Annotated in this window: 15 protein-coding genes and 2 pseudogenes; 13 read left to right on the forward strand and 4 right to left on the reverse strand. The window is 57.5% G+C overall.

What is annotated here, in order from left to right; all coding sequences use genetic code 11:
- From ACIOWA_RS16360 to ACIOWA_RS16390, 7 genes and pseudogenes are all read left to right on the forward strand, one after another.
- Positions 1 to 84: pseudogene (locus ACIOWA_RS16360) on the forward strand (type VI secretion system tube protein Hcp); the annotation flags it as partial.
- Between the two features lie 132 nt (positions 85 to 216).
- On the forward strand, positions 217 to 2,259 hold the full coding sequence (gene tssI / locus ACIOWA_RS16365) for a type VI secretion system tip protein TssI/VgrG (protein ID WP_401160736.1): 2,043 nt from the start codon (positions 217 to 219) through the stop codon (positions 2,257 to 2,259).
- Positions 2,249 to 2,989, forward strand: a complete 741-nt coding sequence (locus ACIOWA_RS16370; protein WP_401160738.1) for a DUF4123 domain-containing protein — start codon at positions 2,249 to 2,251, stop codon at positions 2,987 to 2,989. Before tssI ends, ACIOWA_RS16370 begins: the two co-directional genes overlap by 11 nt.
- Entirely contained in the window at positions 2,986 to 7,992 is a 5,007-nt protein-coding gene (locus ACIOWA_RS16375) for an RHS repeat-associated core domain-containing protein (protein ID WP_401160740.1), read from the forward strand. The genes ACIOWA_RS16370 and ACIOWA_RS16375 overlap by 4 nt, the downstream gene beginning before the upstream one ends.
- The gene (locus ACIOWA_RS16380) at positions 7,992 to 8,303 is read left to right on the forward strand and encodes a hypothetical protein (protein WP_339538879.1); all 312 of its coding nucleotides are present in this window, start codon (positions 7,992 to 7,994) and stop codon (positions 8,301 to 8,303) included. Before ACIOWA_RS16375 ends, ACIOWA_RS16380 begins: the two co-directional genes overlap by 1 nt.
- A gap of 484 nt (positions 8,304 to 8,787) precedes the next feature.
- Positions 8,788 to 9,354: pseudogene (gene tnpC, locus ACIOWA_RS16385) on the forward strand (IS66 family transposase); the annotation flags it as partial.
- Positions 9,355 to 9,733: 379 nt separating this feature from the next.
- A complete protein-coding gene (locus tag ACIOWA_RS16390) occupies positions 9,734 to 10,561 on the forward strand; it encodes a glycosyltransferase family 2 protein (RefSeq protein WP_401160742.1) in 828 nt (275 codons plus the stop codon).
- Positions 10,562 to 10,967: 406 nt separating this feature from the next.
- Here ACIOWA_RS16390 and ACIOWA_RS16395 read toward each other — a convergent pair whose 3' ends face one another.
- From ACIOWA_RS16395 to ACIOWA_RS16405, 3 genes are read right to left on the reverse strand one after another with little or no spacing between them, the layout of a single operon-like run.
- Positions 10,968 to 12,035 carry a lipocalin-like domain-containing protein gene (locus ACIOWA_RS16395; RefSeq protein ID WP_339432502.1) on the reverse strand — a complete coding sequence of 356 codons (1,068 nt, stop codon included), beginning with the start codon at positions 12,033 to 12,035 and terminating at the stop codon, positions 10,968 to 10,970.
- Entirely contained in the window at positions 12,025 to 14,496 is a 2,472-nt protein-coding gene (locus tag ACIOWA_RS16400; RefSeq protein ID WP_401160744.1) for an FtsX-like permease family protein, read from the reverse strand. The genes ACIOWA_RS16395 and ACIOWA_RS16400 overlap by 11 nt, the downstream gene beginning before the upstream one ends.
- Positions 14,493 to 15,146, reverse strand: a complete 654-nt coding sequence (locus tag ACIOWA_RS16405; protein ID WP_339495840.1) for an ABC transporter ATP-binding protein — start codon at positions 15,144 to 15,146, stop codon at positions 14,493 to 14,495. Before ACIOWA_RS16405 ends, ACIOWA_RS16400 begins: the two co-directional genes overlap by 4 nt.
- A gap of 159 nt (positions 15,147 to 15,305) precedes the next feature.
- Here ACIOWA_RS16405 and ACIOWA_RS16410 point away from each other — a divergent pair, with 159 nt between their 5' ends.
- Entirely contained in the window at positions 15,306 to 16,247 is a 942-nt protein-coding gene (locus ACIOWA_RS16410) for a YncE family protein (RefSeq protein ID WP_221729568.1), read from the forward strand.
- Between the two features lie 16 nt (positions 16,248 to 16,263).
- On the opposite strand, the gene ACIOWA_RS16415 is transcribed toward ACIOWA_RS16410, so the two are convergent.
- The gene (locus ACIOWA_RS16415; RefSeq protein ID WP_401160746.1) at positions 16,264 to 17,961 is read right to left on the reverse strand and encodes a sulfatase-like hydrolase/transferase; all 1,698 of its coding nucleotides are present in this window, start codon (positions 17,959 to 17,961) and stop codon (positions 16,264 to 16,266) included.
- A gap of 390 nt (positions 17,962 to 18,351) precedes the next feature.
- On the opposite strand from ACIOWA_RS16415, the gene ACIOWA_RS16420 reads away from it, so the two are divergent.
- The 5 genes from ACIOWA_RS16420 to ACIOWA_RS16440 are packed head-to-tail and all read left to right on the forward strand — an operon-like array spanning position 18,352 to position 23,197.
- Positions 18,352 to 19,704 carry a UDP-glucose/GDP-mannose dehydrogenase family protein gene (locus ACIOWA_RS16420; RefSeq protein WP_339432506.1) on the forward strand — a complete coding sequence of 451 codons (1,353 nt, stop codon included), beginning with the start codon at positions 18,352 to 18,354 and terminating at the stop codon, positions 19,702 to 19,704.
- The gene (locus tag ACIOWA_RS16425) at positions 19,701 to 20,738 is read left to right on the forward strand and encodes an NAD-dependent epimerase (RefSeq protein WP_401160748.1); all 1,038 of its coding nucleotides are present in this window, start codon (positions 19,701 to 19,703) and stop codon (positions 20,736 to 20,738) included. Before ACIOWA_RS16420 ends, ACIOWA_RS16425 begins: the two co-directional genes overlap by 4 nt.
- An 18-nt stretch (positions 20,739 to 20,756) precedes the next feature.
- The gene (locus ACIOWA_RS16430; protein ID WP_339432508.1) at positions 20,757 to 21,503 is read left to right on the forward strand and encodes a sugar transferase; all 747 of its coding nucleotides are present in this window, start codon (positions 20,757 to 20,759) and stop codon (positions 21,501 to 21,503) included.
- Entirely contained in the window at positions 21,503 to 22,150 is a 648-nt protein-coding gene (locus ACIOWA_RS16435) for a CpsD/CapB family tyrosine-protein kinase (RefSeq protein ID WP_339465650.1), read from the forward strand. The genes ACIOWA_RS16430 and ACIOWA_RS16435 overlap by 1 nt, the downstream gene beginning before the upstream one ends.
- A 21-nt stretch (positions 22,151 to 22,171) precedes the next feature.
- Positions 22,172 to 23,197, forward strand: a complete 1,026-nt coding sequence (locus tag ACIOWA_RS16440; protein ID WP_221729562.1) for a polysaccharide biosynthesis/export family protein — start codon at positions 22,172 to 22,174, stop codon at positions 23,195 to 23,197.
- The last annotated feature ends 4 nt before the right edge of the window (positions 23,198 to 23,201 follow it).

Consider the following 23,201-nt stretch of genomic DNA (forward strand, 5'->3'; position numbering starts at 1 on the left):
CAGTTCACCTACCGCAAAATCACCTGGACCCACGAAGTATCCGGTACTTCGGGTTCCGATGACTGGCGTGCTCCAGTCGTTTAATTACGGCTGATCGTTACAAGCATCGGCCAGCTCTGCTGGTCGATGTTGTTTACGCCCCTCCAGAATTTCGCGTACGTTGACCCGCTTTTGCGGCCGTCGACGAGCGCCGCTGTACAGCACGAGGAACAAGGGATGTTCGCGCCGGCCAATGAAACTCACTTTGCCCTGACCATCGAAGGGCTCTCCGCCGATTTTCAGGTGTTTACCCTCACCGGCCGGGAAGCCATCAGCCAGCCTTTTGTCTTCGAGGTGGAGCTGGTCAGTGAAAAACCGTCGCTGGACCTCGAGACCCTGCTGCACAAACCGGCCTTCCTGCAACTGTCGCCCGACGGCAGCGGCATACACGGCCAGATCTACCGCGCAGCGCAAGGTGATTCCGGCAAACGCCTGACCCGTTATTCGGTGACCCTGCGCCCGCAACTGGCGTACCTCGCGCACCGCGTCAACCAGCGCATCTTCCAGAACCTCAGCGTGCCGAAAATCATCGGCATGGTTCTCGAAGAACACGGCATCCAGAGCAACGCCTACGATTTCCAGACCCACTCGATTTACCCCGAGCGCATTTATTGCGTGCAATACGACGAGTCAGACCTGCACTTCATCCAGCGCCTGTGCGAAGAAGAAGGCATTCACTACCACTTCCAGCACAGCGCCACGGCGCACAAGCTTGTTTTCGGCGATGACCAAACGGTGTTCCCGAAACTTGCGCCTGTGGCCTATCAGCAAGACTCCGGCATGGTCGCCAGCGACCCGGTGATCAAGCGTTTCGACCTGCGCCTGGAAACCCGCACCAGCCGCACCACACGCCGCGATTACGACTTCGAAAAACCACGCCTGACGCTGGAAAGCGAAAACCGTGGCGACGCCCTGCCCGACCTCGAAGACTACGATTACCCGGGCCGTTTCATCGACCGCGAGCGCGGCAAACACCTGGCCAAACGCGCCCTCGAACGCCACCGCAGCGACTTCCAACTGGCTGAAGGCAAGAGCGATCAGCCGTTGCTGGTCAGCGGCCATTTTCTGGCCCTGACCGAGCACCCAAAAGCCAAGTGGAACGACCTCTGGCTGCTCACCGAAGTCCTCCACGAAGGCAAACAGCCGCAAGTGCTGGAAGAATCGGTGACCAGCGACACCACCGCGCTGAAAGACGATTTCCATCAGGGCTATCGCAACCGCTTCCAGGCGACCCCGTGGGACCTGCCGAACCGTCCACCGCTGCGCCACCCGAAACCGCGCATCCTCGGCAGCCAGAGCGCCGTGGTCACCGGCCCCAAAGGCGAAGAAATCCACTGCGACCAATACGGCCGCGTCAAAGTGCAATTCCATTGGGACCGCGAAGGCCAGGCTGACGACAAAACCAGCTGCTGGCTGCGTGTCTCCAGCGCCTGGGCCGGCGCCCAATACGGCGGCATAGCCATCCCGCGCATCGGCATGGAAGTGCTCGTCACGTTCCTCGAAGGCGACCCCGACCAACCACTGGTCAGCGGCTGCCTGTACCACAAGGAAAACACTGTCCCCTACGCCCTGCCCGCGAACAAGACCCGCAGCACCTTCAAAACCCTGAGCTCAATGGGTGGCAGCGGTTACAACGAACTGCGTATTGAGGACAAAAAAGGTCAGGAGCAGATCTACCTGCACGCCCAGCGCGACTGGGACGAGAACATCGAGCACGACCAGAAGATTCGGGTCGGCAATGAGCGTCACGACACCGTCGAGAAGAACAGCTACACGGAATTCAAGGCCGAAGAACACCACACGGTTTACGAAGACCGAAAAGTTGAAGCTCGGGCCAACGATCACCTGACCGTGGGCGTGAACCAGCACATCAAGATTGGCACCGGCCAATTCTTCGACGCCGGCCAGGAAATCCACCTGAGCAGTGGCATGAAAGTGGTGCTTGAGGCAGGTGCGGAACTGACGCTGGTCGGCGGTGGCAGCTTCATCAAAATCGATGGCGGCGGCGTGACCATGAGTGGGCCGGTAATCAATATGAACTCCGGCGGCAGCCCCGGCAGTGGCACCGGCGCCGCGCCACTGATGCCCGGCATCCTGAAACAGGCCGACGCCGACAAGGCCGGCCAAGTGCTGACCCCGGCCCAGATCAACACCCTCAAACGCAACGCGCCATTCTGCGAAGAATGCGAAAAATGCAAGGCAGGTGCCTGTGCCATCTGATCGACTGACACCCAAGGATTGGCTGGCACAACAGCCGCTGCAGACTGGCGAGCGTTTGTATCTGGTCATCAGTGCGGCGAGTGATGCCGAGCCGCTCAAGCCGTTCTATCAGCAAGATGACGCACCACAACTGCAGCCTATTTGGAGTGGAACGCCTTACGCCGATTGGCTTCCCGTGATGCCGTATCTCGCCGAGATCACTCCCAATGCCAGTTTTCTGCAATGGATTACCGAAACCGATACATTGGATTGGGGTTGGCTAGCTGTATCCACCAGCCCGCCGGAAACGGTGCTGGAACATTTGCGCAGTCTGACTCAGGTAAAAATGCCGGACGCTACTGACGTGTTTTTCAGATTCTGGGATGGTCGACATCTTCATCCGATCATCGAAGGGTTAGGTGCCACGGCAGGTGAATTGCTGCCAGTGTTCCAACGCTACCTGATCAACGGACAGACTCTCGAAGTCGGCAGAAGAGCAGTGCCACCCGCAAAAGAGTGGCCCTGGTGGGAGATCCCCAAAACGCTATTGGATGCCCTCGCGAAAAAGGACCACACCACCGTCGTAGATAACCTGATGCAGTGGCTGTCAGAAGATTGCCCCGAGTTGTATTTCGAATTCCCCGAAGCCAACTTGCGCAGAAAGGTTGAGCGCTTCGTGCGCCAGAACCCAAACACAGAAGAAATGGCAGAGCGTCTCGCCGCACAGCTGACAAAGGAAGTCACGTCATGAATACCCCGATTGGTACCCTGGTCCTGCGTGTGCTGGACGCCAAAGCGCCTGACGTGAGCCTGATTCTCAAAGACTTCAAGAACTGTCTGAGTGAATACAAAGACTGGGCGGACGGTTTCTGGACCGGCTGGGCACTGGATGTCGACCAGACCTTCAAGGTCGGCAACGAAGTCAGCGTATCCGAGCGAAAAACCAAGACCGGCGCAGTGGAAACTTACGCGACCTGCCCGCTGGTGGGTGACTTCACGCTGATTCACATGTTCGAATCGGCGCGATTCGTGCCTATTGGCAATACCCCGGTGAAACTGGAGCCGGTCACCAAAGGCACCTTTTACGACGACGTTACCGGACCGGTCATCGAAACCATGATCGGCCCGAGCGGTATCAAAGTGATCGAGGGGGCCAAGAAGGGTCAGACCTATCGCATCACTTTTTTCCCCAACGTATCCCAGAGTGACGTCAAGGCGCTCTATGACTCCTATCAAGGCGTTATCGGCAAGCTTGATGGCTGGCTGCAGAGCGAATGGTCGAGCAAGTTTCAGCCGCAATGGGCCAGTTACTCTGCAGCGGATCGCACCGGGCGTTCGGTGATTTTGCTCAAACGAGCCCTGGAGGGGTTTGAAAAGGCTCTGTTGCAGCTGTGGGATGACATCAAAAGCCTGTTCGAGCTGCTCGCCAATCCGAGGAAAAATTACGAAAAGCTGAAAAAGTACCTTTCGGACGTCGAGATCGACAAACTCTATGCAGCCTCCAAGGAGTCGATTGCTTCAGGGCTGTTGATCCTCAGCGACGAGCCGCTGATGTTCGTCTACGTCTCCGCCATTGTTGCTTGGGTCGGCATGCTACCGCCGCAGGTAGTTGTCGACGTGATGACTGCCATTGCCTCGGAATTCCTGATCAACGTACTGGTGGGCATCTGCCTGACAGGTGGCGCCGGACTGGCCGTGAGAGCGGGCACCAAAGTCCTCTCCACCGTCAAATCCGGAGAAGCCATCAAGTATCTTGAAGACCTCGCGTCTACCTTGATGACACTCAGCAACAAACACGCCCTGCCCGCCCATGCGGAAGTGTCGAAGACAATCATCGCCAGTGCCAAAAATGTGCCAATGAAGCCTGCCAAAACCGCAGCGCTGAAAATCGATGAAGCTACCACTGAAGCGCCAAAGGCTGGCTCGCGCAAGGCTGAACCCAAAAGTCAGGTAGAAGGGTTACCGTCACAAAAACAACTGCCTAAAACTGCAGATACTCCGAAACAGGAAGTCAAAGACGCCTCTTCGTTCCCAAGGGACAAGAAAAAGAACCAATCCACTTTGCAACCTGAGGAAAAAGTCGACGACGTTCCCGATCAGTCCAAGACTCCCGACGATAAAAGCGCAACCTGCGCGAAGAAAACCTGCACCAATGGCTGCCCGGTCTCGATGGTCACCGGTGAAGAACTGCTAACCATTACCGACGGTGAACTCGGTGGCCTGCTGCCGTTCAACTGGACTCGTCTCTACCGAACCAGCGCAACTGAAATCGACTGTGGTCTAGGCTATGGCTGGAGTCACGCCCTCGCTCAACGGGTGGACATCAAAGGCGACGAGGTCGTGTGGACCGATCACGAAAATCGGGTCACCACTTTTCCGATGCCCAGCTTACAGCGCCCGGCGATCAATAATAGTCTTTCGGCAGCCGCCATCTTCATTGGCGATGATGCGTCCGAACTCATACTGACCCAGGCCGGCGAAAAGCCGCTGTTCTATCACTTCCGCTTCAGCAGCAAAGGCGCGACGTTGATCGCCATCAGCGACAACTACGACAATCGCCTGCACATCACGCGTGACATCCATGGACGCATCAAGCGCGTGGATAACGGCGCTGGTCGTGCCCTGCTTGTCCGATACAACCTCAAGCACATTGTCGCCATCGACTATCAGCAGTTCCTACCGGCGGACAATCTCGAGGACGGCTGGAACACAGTTCAGACGCTGACCACCTATGAATACGATGCTCAACATCGATTGATCAAAGCCACAAACGCTCTGGGAGAGTCCGAGCGTTATGCCTACAACGAGCAAAACGTCATTCTTGAGCGGCAACTCGCCGGGGGCGCAAGCTTTTACTGGGAGTGGGAAAAGGAAGGCAAGTCCGCACGTTGCATCCATCACTGGGCCAGCTTCTCTCAGATGGATGCGCACTATGCGTGGGATGACAAAGGCAGCGTCACCGTTACCAATGCCGATGGAAGCGAAGAGGTCTATACGCACGATGACAAGGCGCGACTCGTCGCCAAAGTTGATCCGGACGGTGCCGAGCACTTAAAGGCCTATGACGACAAAGGCCGACTGATCGCCGAAAAAGATCCGATGGGGGCGGTTACGGAGTATCAGTACAACGAAGCTGGTCGATTGATCGCGGTGATACCGCCAGAAGACGCGCCGACCACCTACGAGTACTACAAGGGCTTTGTCCGTGTGGCGAATCGCGGTACCGCCAAATGGATCTACTGGCGTAACAACCAAGGTGACATCACTGAGCAAGTCGACCCGGATGGTAACTCGACGCATTACACCTATGATCGCCAAGGACGCCTGCTGGAGATCCGCCATCCCGACGGCAGCCGCCACCAGCTGGGGTGGAATAACCTCGGTCAATTGCTGGAGGAGCGCCTGCCCGATGGCGGCCAGCGCAAGTACCGCTACGATGCGCTCGGTCGCCAGATCACACGTCAGGCCGAAACCGGAGCGATTACTCATTATCAATGGGATGCCGCCAATCGACTGGCACAGATCACTCTGCCCGGCGGTGCTACCCGTGCATTCACTTACAACCCATACGGCCGCGTCACTGCAGAACGCGACGAACTGGGGCGCATCACTCGCTATGAGTACGCCGACAATCTTCATTTGGTCAGCCGTCGTATCAATCCGGACGGCAGCCAACTGCGTTATCGCTACGACAACGCACGCCTGCTGCTCACCGATATCGAAAACGAACGCGGCGAACACTATCAGCTCGATTACTACTCGAACGGGCTGATCCAGCAGGAAACCGGGTTTGACGGGCGTCGCACCGCCTATGAGTACGACCTCAACGGCAAACTGTTGAAGAAAACCGAGTTTGGTGACGACGGCAGTGAGTTGGTGACCGAGTATCAGCGCGATGCCTCTGGCCGCTTGCTGGTCAAAATCCTCGCTGATGGCGAGGAAATCCATTACAGCTACGATGCCTTGGGTCGCCTGGTAAACGTCGACGACGGCCACTGGCCCCTCGCCTATGAGTACGACGTACAAGATCGCCTGATCACTGAGCACCAAGGCTGGGGCACCACGCGTTACGAGTACGACAGCATTGGCCAACTGAACCATTGCCGACTCCCTGATGGCAGCACACTCGATTACCGCCATCTCTCCGGCGGCCGGCTGAGCAGCATCGACCTCAACGGCTCGCGCCTGACTACGCACCAGTTCGACGCTGGCCGCGAGCAGCAGCGCCAACAAGGCGTACTGCTTAGCCAATATCACTACGATGAACAGGGAAGGCTTCAAGCGCACACCGTAAGTCAGCAGGCTCGCAATCTGTTCCAGCGCCGCTACGCCTACGATGCAAACGGCAACCTGGCCGGCATCGATGACAGCCGCAAAGGAAACCGCAGCTACCACTACGACCCTCTGGATCGTCTGGTCAGCGTACGTGGCGCGACTCCGGAAACTTTCGCCCACGACCCAGCCGGCAACTTGCTCGGCCAAAGCGATCTGCCCACTGCAAACCTCGCTAACGTCAAAGGCAATCGCCTGCTTATGCAAGGCGACCGACATTACGACTACGACGCCTACGGCAACCTGAGCCGCGAACGCCGTGGTACCGGCCAGCAACTGGTCACCGAATATCGCTACGATTGCCAGCATCGTTTGATTGGAGTCAGCCTTCCCGGTGGCAGCACCGCAAGCTACAAGTACGACGCGTTTGGCCGTCGTATCGAAAAAACCGTCGATGGACACACCACTGAATTTCTGTGGCAAGGTGAACGCCTTATTGCCGAGAGCGCTGAAAATCGCTACCGCACCTACATCTACGAGCCAGGCAGCTTCCGCCCATTGGCAATGCTTGATGGCGAAGGCCCGCTAAAGGCAACACCGTTCTATTACCAACTCGACCACCTTGGTACACCTCAAGAACTCACCGACTACAGCGGTGAAATCATGTGGTCGGCGAGATACCGTGCATACGGCAACCTTGCGGCGTTGAACGTCAGCGAAATCGACAATCCGCTGCGCTTCCAGGGTCAGTACTTCGACGCCGAGACGGGCTTACACTACAACCGGCACCGTTACTACAACCCAAACACAGCACGTTTTCTGACGCAGGATCCGATCAAACTTGCAGGTGGATTGAATAACTACCAATACGCACCTAACCCAACAGGATGGGTAGACCCTTTGGGCCTAGATACTTGTCCTGGGGGAGATGGATGCAAGCCCCCCACCGGCATTGAAGATCCTATATCCAATTCGAGAGTAGACGACCTCACCAAAGCCCCTGAGGTAGCACAGTCCAAACCGGATTTCTACGTAGGTCCCTCGGGCCCGGACTCCACAATGCCCTCAACTGGATATCGATATATCCGATACAAAAATGATGATGGAACTCTTAACAAATGGGGTCAGGACGCAATAGAGACGAAGAGCCAGGGGGTAACCTACTTCGGATTCGAAAAACATGAATCAGGTAAAGACGCACGAAATGCATTTCAGGTTAAAGGGCCTGAACATGGACCGGACGAAAATGGTCCAGGCTCATGGAGCGATGGGCGCATCCGGGCAGAATTTGATACTTTGCAGCTCTACACTGACGGGAAGCCGAGAGCACGTGTTCCTTTTTGGAAGGGTGATACTGACGAATCCCAATTAGAGCCTTTAGCTGAGGCCTATAAAAAATACGGCGATGGAGGAGCGCAACAACTTCATCTCGATGGTAAGAAAGTTAACTTCGATAAAGTAGATATACTCCCGGAGGAGTAATGAGGACCTTTTACATAATTGCAAAAAATGATATGGAACCTACTATTCCGCATAGCTCAAGCTGGCCGAAAGTTATAGGCTACTCATTTACGGATAAGTATTTTTATTTATCGGAGGGTAAAGGCCATGGATTCGCAGCGAACGACATGCCTGAATCAAAAGCGAGGAGACCAGAGTGGATTGAGATATTTTTAGCTCTAGATGCAATCTGGTTCTTAGATCTAATCGACAACACAAACTTCACAAACGAAAAAGATTTTTTTGATAGAATAACTACAATACTTGGCAGTGTAGACACGATAGCTTTCTGATAAAAACATAAAAAATTCCAGAGTCAATGCAACCATCGAAAAATTAAAACTCAAAGTTACCAACAGTAGCAACATAATAAGTCTTCAGAGTCTCTTCTGAACGCACTCGCCGGAGCCCTTTAGTCGAGAACAACTACTGGCTATTTTAGGTCGAAATCAGTCGCTCGTGTACGGTAGCAATCGGCCAGTGTTACTTGCCTGACTGCAAGCCATGTGCAATAACGGAGTTTATAGACTAAAAAGAGCCGCGGTCTACGCGACTCTTTTCTTCTAGCCAGCTAAAAATCAAAGTGATTGTAACGAAATACTGGCACTCGTTGAATCTTGTTGTGTTGCCGCTGATGCGATTTTGACCCAGGCTGCCTGAATTCATTGATCTATCCAAATATTCAGCGAACGATGTGTTTACGCGGGATTTCACAGGCCGCATATAGGTCAGTCAAAATCAGCAACCTGGGTCAAAATCGTATCAGCGCTAACAGGGTGTTGGGCGCATGCTCGTCGCAAGTTCGTGGAAGCACAAAAAGTGCAGCCTAAAGGCAAGACAGGACGTGCCGACATCGCGCTGAACTTGATCAACAAACTGTATGGCGTAGAGCGTGATCTAAAGGATGCCAGTGACGACGATCGTAAAACCGGCCGTCATGATCGGAGTCTGCCAGTACTGGCTCAGTTAAAAAGCCGGATGAAAAAGACGCAGCCATAAGTTACGTCTCAGAACGCCTTGGGCAAGGCCATCGGCTATCTGGCAAGTAACTGGAACAAACTGGAGCGGTATATCGAGGAAGGCTATCTGCCAATCGACAACAACGCTGCCGAGCGCGCGATCAGGCCCTTCGTCATCGGAAGAAAGAACTGGTTGTTTAGCGACACACCCAAAGGCGCGACCGCCAGTGCTCAACTTTACAGCTTGGTCGAGACTGCCAAAGCCAACGGCCAAGAGCCCTATGCGTGGCTGCGCCACGCATTAGAACGGCTACCACTGGCGACCTCGGTTGGAGATTACGAAGCGCTGTTGCCGTGGAACTGCTCGCTGGTATCGCCCAGCTAAGCGCTCTACCCATCTTGTAGTCGGTGGGGTTTATGGAGCGCTTACTCAGTTTTGAGGTGTGTTTGAGGTAGCGAAACAGCAAGCGCTCAACGGCGCCGGCGAGACGTGCATAGCGTTTGCGCGAGCAATGCCGGGCAATTTGGCGGAACAGTTTTTTTGGCCACACGCACAGCCATTACAGGACCAGGTGGTAGAGGGAAAGTGGGTTCATCCGTGAGGTAACGGCGCTGGCCTTCTCTTCCTTGAAGCTTAAATGGGCGCGCAGTTTAGCCTGTCACCCACGCGAACCCGGAAATTAAGCTTCGCCTAAGGTTGCCTCGCTACCGTTGCGGCTCATGAAACCACTGTTGCCCATGAATCGCGGATGAGTCCTTCAGATATGAAAGCCATTGATTTACCAGCCCAGCCACCGGCGAACTTCAGCCTTGTCTTGGTAAATTACAAAACCTTGGACATCACCAGGATGTGCCTTGAGCTTTTGCGTGAGCACGTCAAAGAGCAACGTATTGCGGTGTGGGTGGTGGACAACGATTCGGCGGATGCAAGCTTGGATTACTTGCGTTCTTTGGACTGGATCAATCTGATCGAACGGCCATCGCCTTGCAAAGAGGCCGGGCATATTGCGCATGGCAAGGCGCTGGATATGGCGCTGGAAAAAGTCGACAGCGATTATCTGTTTCTGCTGCACACCGATACCTTTGTCTACGACAAGGAAGTGTTTGCCATGATGATGCGCGAATGTACAAAGACGCCGGATATCGCCGCCGTCGGTTGTGTCGAGCAAATCAATCGTGGCGTGGTGAGAGATACCTGGCGTTTAACTTCGCGTTTCTGCAAGCATCATGTTCGACGCGCAAAGAATCACTTGGGCCTGCATTCAAAAGAGCCGAAGCCCTATAAGGAAACTCACCTCAAAAGTTTTTGTACGCTGTGGAATGTCCGCTTGATAAAGTCTCTGGGGCTGCACTTTTGCATGGATGACCGAGTGCCCGGTTATACGCTGCAGGACCGGATGGCAGGCTTGGGCTACGGCATCAAGTTCCTGTCGCCGCGCAAGATTTTCAGCTATCTGGATCACATTCAGGCAGGAACCGTCGCTGCGGCAGGCACCTACGGGAAAGATCACCGGCGCACGAAAATGTATCAGGCGACGCTCAAACGCTTTCAAGGGCAACACGGTAAATCCGGGATTCAAACGCCGGCCTGATTCAAGGGAACAAAAAAGGGGCGACTTCAAAGTCGCCCCTTTTTTATGTGAAATTGTATACAACTGCTCCTGCATGGTGTTCGCCCAGTGTTATGGCCTGGCAATCCATGCACCGGTAAAGAGCCCTGACACTGGGCGAACGGGGAGGATTTTAATGGAAGTTGGCGTATATGTCGCCATGGATAATGATGAAATTTATGTACTGAAAAGTTAAAAACTGTATCTCGCCGAAATTTACCGAGAAAGTTTCAACGCATACTTTCATATGTAGTGCCCTCATGCCTCAACCTGTACAAGAACAAACATCGATAGAGCTAATACTCAACTTTCACACTGACGGGTCACTTTTAATACATCCGTGTAAGTGACAATAACGCTCCGCCCGACTGTCAGTTCTTTAGGACGCTCAGTAACCTGTCATTTCCAGATACCCTTGCCCACCCTGGTTACCGCTGATGCGCACCGGGCCTTCCCAGTAAGGAATGCGCAAGTTCATCCACGCGTTGGGGTTGAGTGCGTCGAGGCGGATGTCGAGGTGTTTGTCAGGGATGCTGATCGACCATTTCACCGGCATCGAGCGGCCGGCCACATCGGCGGTGTCTTGCGCAGTGAGTTTGATCTGTTCGGCGCGCAGGGTTTGCGTCTGACCGTCGGCGGCGATCCAGGTGCCGGTCAGGTAGGGCGCACCGTCCTTCTGGCGCATGCGATAGAGCATCAGGTGTTCGCCGTTGTCCAGATGCAGCGAGAACCAGTCCCAACCCGTCTGGTTGGCCGTCAGTGGCTGGCTGCTCCACTCGCGGTCAAGCCACGCCGGGCCGCTGACGGTGTAGGTCTGACCGTCGACCTGCAAAGTGCCGCTGGCCTGAAAAAATGGCTGGCTGTAGTAGTACGAGGCCTGGCCCTGTTCGGACTTTTGGCTGAAGCCCTTGTCACCTTGCAGCACCAACGGACGGCTCGAAGTGAGGTGCAGTTGATAGGCGAATGACGTGTCACGAGCACTCAGCTGCATATCGCTGAGAGGGTCCGGCGCTTGACTGGCAAACCGCCAATCGTCGATCCACGCTTCGAACGGCGCCAGCCGCACGCCCGCCTGCCCCACACCGCCCCGCGCATAGCGCTCGGCCGCATGATGAACAGAACGGGAAGTCACTGCCGCATGCCCCAGCCAGATGGTTTGGTTGCCCCACCCCGCCTGCTCCGGCACAGGTTTCAACGCACTGCGAAATAACGTCCATTGCACACCGAAATCATTGCCCTGCTGATCCTTGAGATTGGCCGTCACGTACCACCATTCGATGCGAAAACCATCGTGCGCGCCATGATCGGCCGGAAAGCTGAACGCTCGCCCCGGTACCACCGGCTTAAACGACTGAGCCTGATTGCCCATTCCGGCAAAACCCTTCTGTTCGGGCGTGGACTGATCACATCCGCCCAGCAGCAGTGCGACACACAGCACAACCCGCTTAATCCTCATGTGCAAACGTCCTCAGCAGATCTGCCGGTTGCGTGCGGTACAGCGAATACAGAGGCCAGGCCGAGGCCAATAATGTCGCCAGCAACGCCAACCCCATCAGTTGCAGCAGTTGCCATGGGAAGACCCGCAGCGGCAGACGCCAGCCGAAAGCCTGCACGTTGATCACCGCATCCAGACACCACGCCAGCGCGATCCCCAGCGGCAACGCCAAGACCAGCGTCAGCACCGCCAGCAGCCAGGTCTGGCCGAGATTGAGCAGCATCAATTGCCGTCGTGTCACGCCCAATGCCCACAGCGGTGCGAGTTGGCCGAGGCGGCTTTGGCTCTGGGTCAGCAGGCTGATGAACAGCGCAACGCCAGCGACCGCAAGGGTCAGGCTGTTCAACGCCGCCGTCGCCGCAAAGGTGCGTTCGAACACCTGAACCGACCAGCCCTTGAGCTGTGCCTGATCGACGATACGGCTGTCATCGAGTTGGAAACGCGCCTGCAATGCGCTGAGCAACGGCGCAATATTCTGCGGGTCGATGCGCAGGTTGAAGCGGTTCGGCGTCAGTTGCGGCCAGTTGTGCAACAGATGATTGACGTTGACCAGCAGATGCCCCTTGGGATTGCCGTAATCGGCGTAAATACCCACGATGCGCGGTGACCATGGCCCGTTGGGTGTCGGGATCGTCATGTGATCGCCGGGGTGGACCTTCAAGCGTCGGGCCATTTGTTCGCTGAGCATCACCGCATCATCCGTCGCCAGATGCGCCCACGGTTCACCGCCAACCGAGTCGAGCAACGGCCAGTGCTGACGGTAATAGACATCGTCGATCACCCCGAACACCTCCGCCGGCCAGCCATGCAGCGTCACCGACACCTGCCAGTTGGGCAGTATCGCCGTGACCTGTGGCTGCTGTTTGAGCCAGTTGTGCATCTCGCGGGCCTGTGCCGGATTCGCCGGATTGATGTACAACTGCGCGCTCAGACGTTGTTCGAGCCAGTCGTTGAAGGTCTGGCGAAAACCGGCGGTCATGCTACCGGCGCCGATATTGGCGGCCAGCGCCAAAAGCAACGCCATCAACGCCAGGCTCAGCGCTGGCAGTTGTTGTCGGCAGTCGGCGAGAAACCATTGGCCGAGCACTGAACGACGGCGCCCCAGCAACTGATTCAATAGCGCACTGAGCAACACCGGCAAGGCCAGCGCGGCGCCGATCAACAGCCCGACCATCAGCACAAAACCGCTGGCCAGGCTGTCGCCCCAGATCAGTGCCAGCAGCGCGATCACGCCCAACACAAAAGCCAGCCAACCCTGGCGCTGCAGCCAGCGCGCATATTGCTGATGCCAGGCTTGCGGATCGGCCACCGCCAACAGCGGCAAACGCGCCGCCCGTATCAGGCTGTTGGCACCGGCCAGCAAGGCGCCGAGCAGGCTTAAGCCGATCCCGCTGAACCACCACCAAAGGCTCAGTTGCAACTGCCCTGCCACCTGCGCGCCATACAAACCGCGCAGGCTGGCGGCGACATCGGGCAGTAACACACTGGCCAGCCAATAACCACTGATGACGCCAAACACGCCACCGATCAGCGCCAGCACACCGAGTTCGACGATCAGGCAGCCAATCAACATCCGCGCGCTGACACCACAGGCTCGCAAGGTCCGCAGCAGGCCACGCCGTTGTTCCAGCGCAAGCCCGATGGCGGCGTGAACGATGAACAAACCGACGACGAACGAAAGAAAGCCCAAGGCATCGAGATTGAGGTGAAAACTCTCGGTCAGTCGCGCCAGATTGTTTTCCTCGCCACGGCTCTTGAGTTGCAACTGCCCCTTGAACGTGGCCGGCAACTCGCCGTGAAAATCCTTGGGCAACAACAAGCGTGACAGTTGCCCGGGTTGTTCGAGCAGGGTTTGCGCAACGCCGATGTCCACCAGCAACACGCCCGGCGCCATGTCTTTTTGCGCCAGCAAGGGCGGCAATTTCTGGCCCCCCGGGGTTTGCGGCGTGGCGCCTTCTTGCAGGTTCAGCGCCTGCAAGGTTTGCGGGGAAATCCAGGTGCTGCCCGGCGGCGTGAAAAACTCGACGACCCGCTCGATCGGCATCGCCTGCCCGGCCACCGCCGAATCTGCCGGCAGCGACACCGGTTCGATGCCCATCAACTGAAGACGTTGGTTGTCGTGATCCTTGAGGCTCAAGCGGCCCTGCAACAACGGTGAGACCGGCCAGCCCTGACGGCGCAGATCAATGAACCATTGCTGAGGGAATGTTGCGCCGCTCGGTGTGCTCAGACTGGCTTGCGGCTCGCCGCCAATCAACTGGCTGGCGCGCGCGTAACTGTCACGCGCCTGACTGTTCAGCGCCTCGACGCCGGTCAGCAGGCTGGTCGCCAGCCACAACCCGGTCAGCACACTGAAAAACTGCACCGGATGCCGCCGCCAATGGCTGAGCAGCGCGCGCAGGGTTTGTTTGAAGACGATCACAGCAGACGCCCGCTGGACAACACCGCACGCTGCGCCAACCGTTGCGCCACACGCGTGCTGTGGGTGACCATCAACAACGTCGTCGGCGTGTCGTCAAGCAGTTCGAGCAACAGTCGCAGTACTTCATCACTGGTCGCTTCGTCGAGGCTGCCCGTGGGTTCGTCGGCCAACAGCAATTTCGGCTGCGAGGCCAGCGCACGCCCCAGTGCAACCCGTTGCTGCTGACCACCGGACAGTTGCTCGGGATAACGCTTGAGCAAATCGCCCAGCCCCAGGCGTTGCACCAGATGCGCCAGCCAACGCGGCTCATGACGCCCGGCCAAACGCGCCTGAAACGCCAGATTGTCCTCGACGCGCAAACTGCCGATCAGGTTGAACTGCTGGAACACCAGACCGATTTCCGTTCGGCGCCAGTTCGCCAGTTGCGCTTCGTTCATCGCTTCAAGTCGATGCTCACCGCAGCGAATGCTGCCGCTGTCGACCTTGTCGAGGCCGGCCACCAGGTGCAGCAGGGTGCTTTTGCCACTGCCGGACTCGCCCATCAGCGCCAGGCTACTACCAGGTTCCAGCGTCAGGTCGACGCCTTGCAGCACCGGTAATGGGCCTTGGGGGGTGAGGTAACTTTTAAAGACATCCAGAACCTGAAGCATGCCGTCATCCAAAGTTTGCAAGTGGCTCTAGGATAGCGGCCGCGAGTGTTTTTTGTGTGCCGGTACCTGTCAACCCTGACAGTAGCGGAGCAAAGGGCACGGGTATCTAATAAACAGGCCGTCGAACAGAGGCAGTTGAATCCAAAAGGCCACTCCGCCATGAAGACAACAATCATGTATGAAACGCTCACTGCTCCGATCAAATGCACCTCCCAGGTCATCGAGGTCATCACCGTGGGGCGTGAACCCGGAGCCATCGCCCTGCACCCGAAACTGCCGGTTGCGTACGTGTGCAATACCGAAGGCCGCAGCCTGTCGATCATCGACCTGCACTTGCACAGGGTGAGCGCGGTGATACCGCTACCAATCCGGCCCATGGCAATCGTTATCGAAAACAGTGGTGTGACCGCATACATCACCGGCCTCGATCAACCGCTGATACTGGCCATCGATACCCGCCGCCAACGTATCCGTCAGACCATCAGCGCTGCCCAGGGACATTCGTTGGTGCTCAGCGCTGACGGCGCGCGGTTGTTTGTGCACAGCAACAGTCATGTGAACGGGCACATCCATGAAATCGATACGGCGAACGCCAAGGTCGTCGCCTGCGTCGATACCGGGCCGTTCACCAGTGGCGCGGCATTGAGTGCCGACGGTCGGTTGTACTACTGCGACTACATCCATCATGAACTGCGGTTCCTGAACACCCGCAATACCGAGACGCAGAGTGTTTTGACCCTCCCCAACTCCTTTGAGGAAGTGACGCTAAGCCCCGACAATCAGTTGGCCTACGTACCCTATCGCAACGCCGATAGCAGCACGGCGGTCATTGATCTGGGCGTAGGCAAACTGATTGACTTGATCCCGACCGCTCAGTTGCCTCACGGGTTTGTCGTCAGCGCGGACGGCCGCCTCGCCTGCTGCTGCAGTGCCGGCGAACGAACCGTCTCAATCATCGATACCGTATCGCGGCGCAGCATTCACACGTTTACGGCTGGCGAATATCCGCAAAGCCCTGTGTTCAGTCGCGACCGCCAGAAGCTGTATGTCTGTGACTCGTCAGCCGATGCGATCTGGGTGTTTGCCTTGCAAGCCGACTGAGCGTTTGCCTCGAAATCTACTGCCCCGCCGCCACACTGGTCGGTGCCTGCGACGGCGTGACAATGCTGCCCAGATCAATATGTTTCCACTCAGGCTTGGCCCCCAGCCGCGCGTTGAAGCGGTAGTTGAAGGTGAATTCATCCGCCGTCGGCACTGTCAACGGCTTGCCATACACCGCCTCGATCCCCGCCAGGTCGTAACCCATCAACTGCAACAGCGTCGGGAAGATGTTGTAGTGACTGGAGCGATCCTTGTTGGCCGCCAGTTGCGCCGACCAATCCAGCGTCTTCAAGTCGCGGCCCTGAATCACCACCAGCGGCACCAGGCCCTCCTCCTCCACCGGATCGCCGCCGCAATGCGTATTGAGCCCAGGGTTGCCACGTTCATGAAGATCCTGACCGTGATCCGAGGTATAGATCACCAGCGCATTGTTGAGATTGGCCTGGGCAAACACCCGCGCAAAAAACTCGCCGACGTTCCATAACACCGTGTTCTTGTAGGCATTGCGATACAGCACCCAGTCATCCGGTTGACCATTGAAGCCATCGCGTTTGCCGGTGTCGGCGACTTCGGTGAACTGTCCGCGCGGCAAGGTCGGACGGTAAGCCATGAACGCATCCGGGTATTTGTCGTGCACCGGAAAATGCGCGCCGACCTTGTTGATCAGGATCAGTTCGGGCTTGTCGTCGTTGAGCAAACCGATCAGTTTCTGCGCGGCCGCCATGTCGCGATCTCGCACGCTGGTGCGGTCGAACTGGACAAACTCGTCAATGTCCTTTTTCTCGGCGTCGGTCATCAGGTTCTGCAAGTGACCGCCGGTGCGCTGGGCGTCAATGTAGACCGTGCGCATCCCGGCCTTTTTTGCGTACTGCCAGATCGACGGAAGCGTACTGTTGATGCGCATGTAGTCGGCGCGGGTGCCGCCGTAGCGCAAGGTGACGTTGGTGTCGGCGCTGCAATTGGCGATGGACGCGGCGTAACCGTAATTGAAGATGTCGACGCCCGCGTGCGGTTGTTTGAGGTTGCTGTGCACACCGAATGGCGCGTTGATGTCCAGGTAATTGCCGGAGATGCTTTCATCGATGATCAGCACGATGTCATGCCCGACCGCTTGGCCATTGCGCGCCAGTGTGACGGGTTCACGCGGACCGACCGTGTTGTGCAGCGCCTCATAGGCGAACAGGTTCAGATAGGCCAGCGGCGTGTACATGATCGGCAAGCCCCGGGCGCCCTCACCGGCGCGCAGAAACAGCACAGCGCTGAGCACGATCACGCCACAGATCGGCGCCGCCACGCGCAATGCGTTGGGCACGACAAGCGAATGCCGCGGTTTGAGACCGATGCCCACCAACAACAGCAAGCCACTGAGCGCACCGTGGATGATCGCATCGCGATACTGGTAAGCCGCTTCCTGAATGAAACCGCCGGAATACACCAGCGAGACGAAGCTGCTGTAGCTCAGGTAATCGGCCGTAACCCGGGTGTAGACATCAAAAAACACCGCCGAAACAAACATCGTTATCGCGAATAAATGCCGAATGAGCGCCTGACGAATATAAGCCGTTAGATATAACGCTAAAGTAAGCGCCAAAAACATCGCGCCAAAAAGGAGTACAGCAAAACCAACACCGATAGCATTTAACCGATCAATGTAATATTCGGAATAAAGCAGCAGATAAACAACTAAAAGCAGTTCTTTCAAATATCGAAACATGGCAATCCCGGTCGTACAAAACGGTATTGGGTCAATAGTTTGTCGGTCAAAACCTGACACTAGCACCCGGCCATCAAACCGCAAGAAAAGACTGGTTTTTCCCTAAAGCGTCAAAAAAACGTTGACTCATTCCTGACACACTCCAGCGGCTACAAGTCTTTAATTTCAGGGCTCTCGACCGTTTATCGCTTTCTTCTCAACAGGGAAAAAGCGTCAAGAACGCGACAAACCCAGTAATAGCAAGCACTTGATGGCCAATAGCCTGAAAAAAGCCGGGTGTTATACACGTGCAACATGTCATTTTGCTGACACGCTTTGCGCACGCTGCGCTATACCCATTTTGACAGTTCAATTCTTAAGTTCTCATTTTGTTTTTGAGAGGTGCGCATTATGGACGTGAGTGTATTTGGCACGGGCTACGTTGGTTTGATTCAAGCCGCCGCACTTGCCGATGTCGGACATCGCGTTTTATGCGTTGATATTGATCCGAACAAGATTAAACAACTGCAACAAGCGGTGCCGCCCATTAGCGAACCGGGTTTGTCGAACACACTTGAAGAAAATATCAAGGCTGGTCGTCTGCTGTTCAGCACCCAGGCCAGCGACGCCGTCACCCATGCCGAGTTGATCTTCATCGCCGTCGGCACGCCAGCCGATGAGGACGGCTCCGCTGATCTCTCCCACGTGCTCAACGTCGCCCGGCAGATTGCGTCGCACATGGAGGCTGATCGCACCCTGATCATCAAATCCACCGTACCGGTCGGTACAGCGGATGAAGTGCTGGCCGCCGCCAACAGCGAACTGCTGCGTCGTGGCAAAAGCACCTTGACCGTACGCGTGGTCTCCAACCCCGAATTCCTCAAGGAAGGCAGCGCGCTCGCTGACTGCATGCGCCCGGACCGGATCATCATCGGCACCCTCGACGACGAGGCCCGCGAGCAGATGAGCGAACTCTACGCGCCGTTCTGCCGCAACCACGAAAAACTGATGTTCATGGACAACCGCAGCGCCGAGCTGACCAAGTACGCGGCCAATGCGATGCTCGCCACCCGCATCAGCTTCATGAACGAGTTGGCCAACCTCACCGAACTGCTCGGCGCCGACATCGAAGCGGTGCGCAAAGGCATCGGCTCTGATCCGCGCATCGGCTACCACTTTATTTATCCGGGCTGCGGCTTCGGTGGCTCGTGCTTTCCCAAGGATCTGCGTGCCCTGCTGCACACTGCCGAACACAACGGCATGCCGCTGAAACTGCTGCGCAGCGTCACCGACGTGAACGACACTCAGCGGCACATTCTGTTCAGCAAACTCAAAGCGCAATTCCCACAAGGTCTGGCCGGCAAGTCCATTGCCATCTGGGGCCTGGCGTTCAAACCAAACACCGATGACATGCGCGAAGCCCCCAGCCGTTATCTGATGGACGCACTGTGGGCCGAAGGCGCCAGCGTGCAGGCCTACGATCCGGAAGCCATGTCCGAATGCCGGCGCCTTTACGGTTATCGCAACGACCTGCATCTGTGCGCCACCCGCGACGACACACTGGAAGACGCTGACGCCCTGGTGATTTGCACCGAGTGGAAAAATTTCCGCGTGGTCGATTTCGAGTTGCTGGCCAGCAAACTGCGCTCGCGGGTCGTGGTCGACGGCCGCAACCTCTATAACCCGCAACACCTGGCGGCGGCCGGCCTGCACTACAGCGGCATCGGCCTGCGCCATGTCGCCCCTGAAGGGCTGCGGCCATGAAGATTCTGGTCACCGGTGCGGCCGGGTTCATTGGTGCCCATTGCGTGTTGCGGCTGATGCGCGACGGGCAGTCGGTGGTCGGTCTGGATAATTTCAACGCCTACTACGACCCGCAACTCAAGCACGACCGCGTGCAATGGGTGCGCGAGCAGGTCGGCGATTTCCAGCTCGCCACGGTTGACCTGGCCGATGCGCTGGCCATCGAAGCGCTGTTTGTCCGCGAACGCCCGCAAGTGGTGGTCCACCTCGCGGCGCAGGCCGGCGTGCGTTATTCGCTGGACAATCCTCGGGCGTATCTGGACAGCAACCTCAACGGTTTCCTGAATATCCTGGAAAGCTGCCGTCACCACCCCGTCGAGCATTTGATCTACGCCTCGTCGAGCTCGGTGTATGGCGCCAACCAGCACACGCCCTACTCCGTGAAGGACGGCGTCAATCATCCGCTGTCGCTGTACGCCGCGACCAAGAAAGCCAATGAGTTGATGGCCCACAGTTACAGCCACCTGTTCGGCATTCCCTGCACCGGGCTGCGCTTCTTCACTGTGTACGGCCCTTGGGGTCGGCCGGACATGTCGCCGATCCAGTTTGCCCGCGCAATCACTCAAGGCACGCCGCTCAAGCTGTTCAATTACGGCGAACACCAGCGCGACTTCACCTACATCGACGACATCGTCGAAAGCATCGCCCGCCTCACCGACCAGCCACCGCTGGCCCGTCCTGAATGGGATCGCGAGCTACCCGACCCGGCCAGCAGCATGGCGCCGTGGCGGCTGTTCAACATCGGCGGGCAACACCCGGTGGAGCTGAAAACCTACCTGGCCCTGATAGAAAAACACCTTGGCCTCAAAGCCATTGTCGAGCTGCTGCCCCTGCAACCGGGCGACGTACTCAACACCTGCGCCGAGGCCAGCGATCTGGCCCAGGCCACCGGCTTCCAGCCGCGGATAGAACTGGATGAAGGACTGGGGCGTTTCATCGCCTGGTTCCGCGACTACTACCCCACTGCCTATCGCCCACGCGCCGCTCGCGGCTGAATTTATGTGGAGGACTCCATGACTGGACATGAAAAAGGTGTGCCGATCCAAGAGATGCGGCGTGACAAGCGCGTCGACCCCGAGCACCGAATGCGCCTCGATGCGGCGATCCACCGCCAAGGCCGCGGGTGGTTCACAGGGCGCGATGGCGGTCGTCCATGGCAACTGTCGCGCACCAATCGGGTGGTCGCCTGTTTCGGCGCGCTGCTGATTCTGCTGCTGATTTCCCCCGTGCTGCTGGGCCTGGCCCTGGCCATCAAGTTCACCAGCCCGGGGCCAGTGATGTTCGTGCAGCAACGCACCGGCTATCGCGGCCGCAAGTTCGGCATGTACAAATTTCGCACCATGGTCGCCAACGCCGAAGAGTTGAAGGAGTCGCTGCGCCATCTCAACAAGCACGGTGCCGAAGCCATCGATTTCAAGATCGACAAGGACCCCCGCATCACCGGCATCGGCGGTTTCCTGCGGCGTACCAGCCTTGACGAGTTGCCCAACCTGATCAACGTGGTGACCGGTGACATGCGCCTGGTCGGCCCTCGTCCGACTTCGTTCAACGCCTATCGCTACAAGGACAACCACCTCGCACGTCTGGCGATCTACCCCGGCATGACCGGTCTGTGGCAGATCTCCGGACGCAGCAACATCGACTTCGACCAGCGCGTTGAGTTGGACCTCAGCTATATCGCCGAGCAAAGCCTTTTGCTTGATCTGAAGATCCTGTTGAAAACCCCCTTCAAAGTATTCAGCGGCCACGGAGCAAGCTAATGGACGGTTCAACCAACAAAAGCCTGAGCATCGCCAGTCCCAGCGAATCGAACCTGACCTCGACCGTGCTGGATCTCAATCTGCGGATCCTGTTCCTGACCGCCGCCAACCCCGGTGCCGGCACCACCACCAGTGCTCTGGCGCTGGCCAGTCAACTGGCACAAATGAGCAGCGGCCAAGTGCTGCTGGTCGATGCCAGCCAGTCGGCGAGCAACCTCACCCAGCAGTTGAACCTGGGCAAGGAGCGCGGCCTGCGGGATTTGCTGTTCAGCCCGGACAACCCGCCGCTGTTGCAGGACTGTGTGGTGCAGGTCTCAAGCCTGCCCTTCCATGTGCTGCCCAACGGCCGGCCGATTCGCACCATGGAACACCTGACCGCCGAGCGCCTGAGCCCGTTGCTCGACCAGTTGGGCAGCCAGTACCGCTTTGTGGTGATCGATGGCGACGCGGTGTACTCCGCCGCCGACACGCTGGTCATCAGCACTCAGGTCGATGGCGTGGTGTTCGTCGTACGCGCCGAAGACACCCGCTGGGAAGTCGCCCAGGCCGCCGTGCAACGCCTGACCCAGGCCGGGGCGAAAGTGGTCGGCAGCGTGTTTAACCGGCGCAAGTACTACATGCCCAAATGGCTATACAAAAACCTCTAGGCCACCGCGAAGGATGACGCCATGAACGCCAGAATGCTTGTCCTGCTGTTGCTGCCGCTTGCAGGTTGCTCCAGCACTTCCGAAGTCCAGACCATGCCGGTGAATATTCTCACCGCCACTCCGGCCAACGCCCAGGCCACCGACATGCCGAAGATCGAGCAGACCCTGCGCCCGCAGGATGTGCTGGACGTGATCTTCCACATCAGCACCAGCGGCTCGGACGCTTACCGCGTGCAGTCAGGTGACCAGATCGGCCTGAACTTCACCGCTGCCAGCCAGCTCAACGGCAATCAACTGGTGCTGCCCGACGGTACCATCGAACTGCCGGGCGCCAACACCTCGGTGAAAATCGCCGGGCTGACCAGTGATGAGGCCCGTCAGGAAATCCAGCGGGCCTATCAGCGCAAACAACTGTTCCAGCCCAACCGCAATCAACTGACGGTGCAGATCATCAGCCCGTTGACTAACGAGCAGAACCTGAAAAGTGCGCTGAACCACCCGGCCACCGGCATGAGCCGCGAGATCACCGTGGGCACTGACGGTTACGCGAGTTTCCCGGAGATCGGCGCCGTGCCCCTGCAAGGCATGACCGTCAATCAACTGGAAACGTTCCTTAACCAGAAATACGCACAACTGCCGGGGCGGATGACCGTGGATGTGCTGCTCAAATCCACCGCCGGCAACGAGATTTACGTGCTGGGTGAAGTCGGCCAGCCGGGTTCCTACCCGATCCGTCGGCCGGTATCGGTGCTAGAAGCGCTGACCCTGGCGCGCGGCACCAACGTCAAGGCGCGCCTGGATTCGGTGGTGATCATGCGCCGCAACGGCAATCAGGTGCAGGCCGTGCATTACGACGTGGAAAAAGCCCTGGCCGGCGACGCCTCGCAGATCGCGTATTTGCAACCGGACGACATGCTTTTCGTACCGAAAACCAAACTGGCCAGCGCCGGCGAACTCGCCCGGCAATTGGCCGACGTGGTGTTGTTCCAGGGCGTCGGGTTCAGCTTCGGCTACCGCGTCGACAATAAAAGCAGCAGCAGTAACTGACTCC

It is taken from the genome of Pseudomonas sp. NPDC087614 (genome assembly GCF_044743485.1).
GTDB classification, from domain to species: domain Bacteria; phylum Pseudomonadota; class Gammaproteobacteria; order Pseudomonadales; family Pseudomonadaceae; genus Aquipseudomonas; species Aquipseudomonas baetica_A.

What these genes read in the sequence shown, in the direction of transcription:
- tssI (WP_401160736.1), top strand. Translation starts at nt 217, where the DNA reads ATGTTCGCGCCGGCCAATGAAACTCACTTTGCCCTGACCATCGAAGGG.
- ACIOWA_RS16375 (WP_401160740.1), top strand. Translation starts at nt 2,986, where the DNA reads ATGAATACCCCGATTGGTACCCTGGTCCTGCGTGTGCTGGACGCCAAA.
- ACIOWA_RS16380 (WP_339538879.1), top strand. Translation starts at nt 7,992, where the DNA reads ATGAGGACCTTTTACATAATTGCAAAAAATGATATGGAACCTACTATT.
- ACIOWA_RS16390 (WP_401160742.1), top strand. Translation starts at nt 9,734, where the DNA reads ATGAAAGCCATTGATTTACCAGCCCAGCCACCGGCGAACTTCAGCCTT.
- ACIOWA_RS16395 (WP_339432502.1), bottom strand. Translation starts at nt 12,035, where the DNA reads ATGAGGATTAAGCGGGTTGTGCTGTGTGTCGCACTGCTGCTGGGCGGA.
- ACIOWA_RS16405 (WP_339495840.1), bottom strand. Translation starts at nt 15,146, where the DNA reads ATGCTTCAGGTTCTGGATGTCTTTAAAAGTTACCTCACCCCCCAAGGC.
- ACIOWA_RS16410 (WP_221729568.1), top strand. Translation starts at nt 15,306, where the DNA reads ATGAAGACAACAATCATGTATGAAACGCTCACTGCTCCGATCAAATGC.
- ACIOWA_RS16415 (WP_401160746.1), bottom strand. Translation starts at nt 17,961, where the DNA reads ATGTTTCGATATTTGAAAGAACTGCTTTTAGTTGTTTATCTGCTGCTT.
- ACIOWA_RS16420 (WP_339432506.1), top strand. Translation starts at nt 18,352, where the DNA reads ATGGACGTGAGTGTATTTGGCACGGGCTACGTTGGTTTGATTCAAGCC.
- ACIOWA_RS16425 (WP_401160748.1), top strand. Translation starts at nt 19,701, where the DNA reads ATGAAGATTCTGGTCACCGGTGCGGCCGGGTTCATTGGTGCCCATTGC.
- ACIOWA_RS16430 (WP_339432508.1), top strand. Translation starts at nt 20,757, where the DNA reads ATGACTGGACATGAAAAAGGTGTGCCGATCCAAGAGATGCGGCGTGAC.
- ACIOWA_RS16435 (WP_339465650.1), top strand. Translation starts at nt 21,503, where the DNA reads ATGGACGGTTCAACCAACAAAAGCCTGAGCATCGCCAGTCCCAGCGAA.
- ACIOWA_RS16440 (WP_221729562.1), top strand. Translation starts at nt 22,172, where the DNA reads ATGAACGCCAGAATGCTTGTCCTGCTGTTGCTGCCGCTTGCAGGTTGC.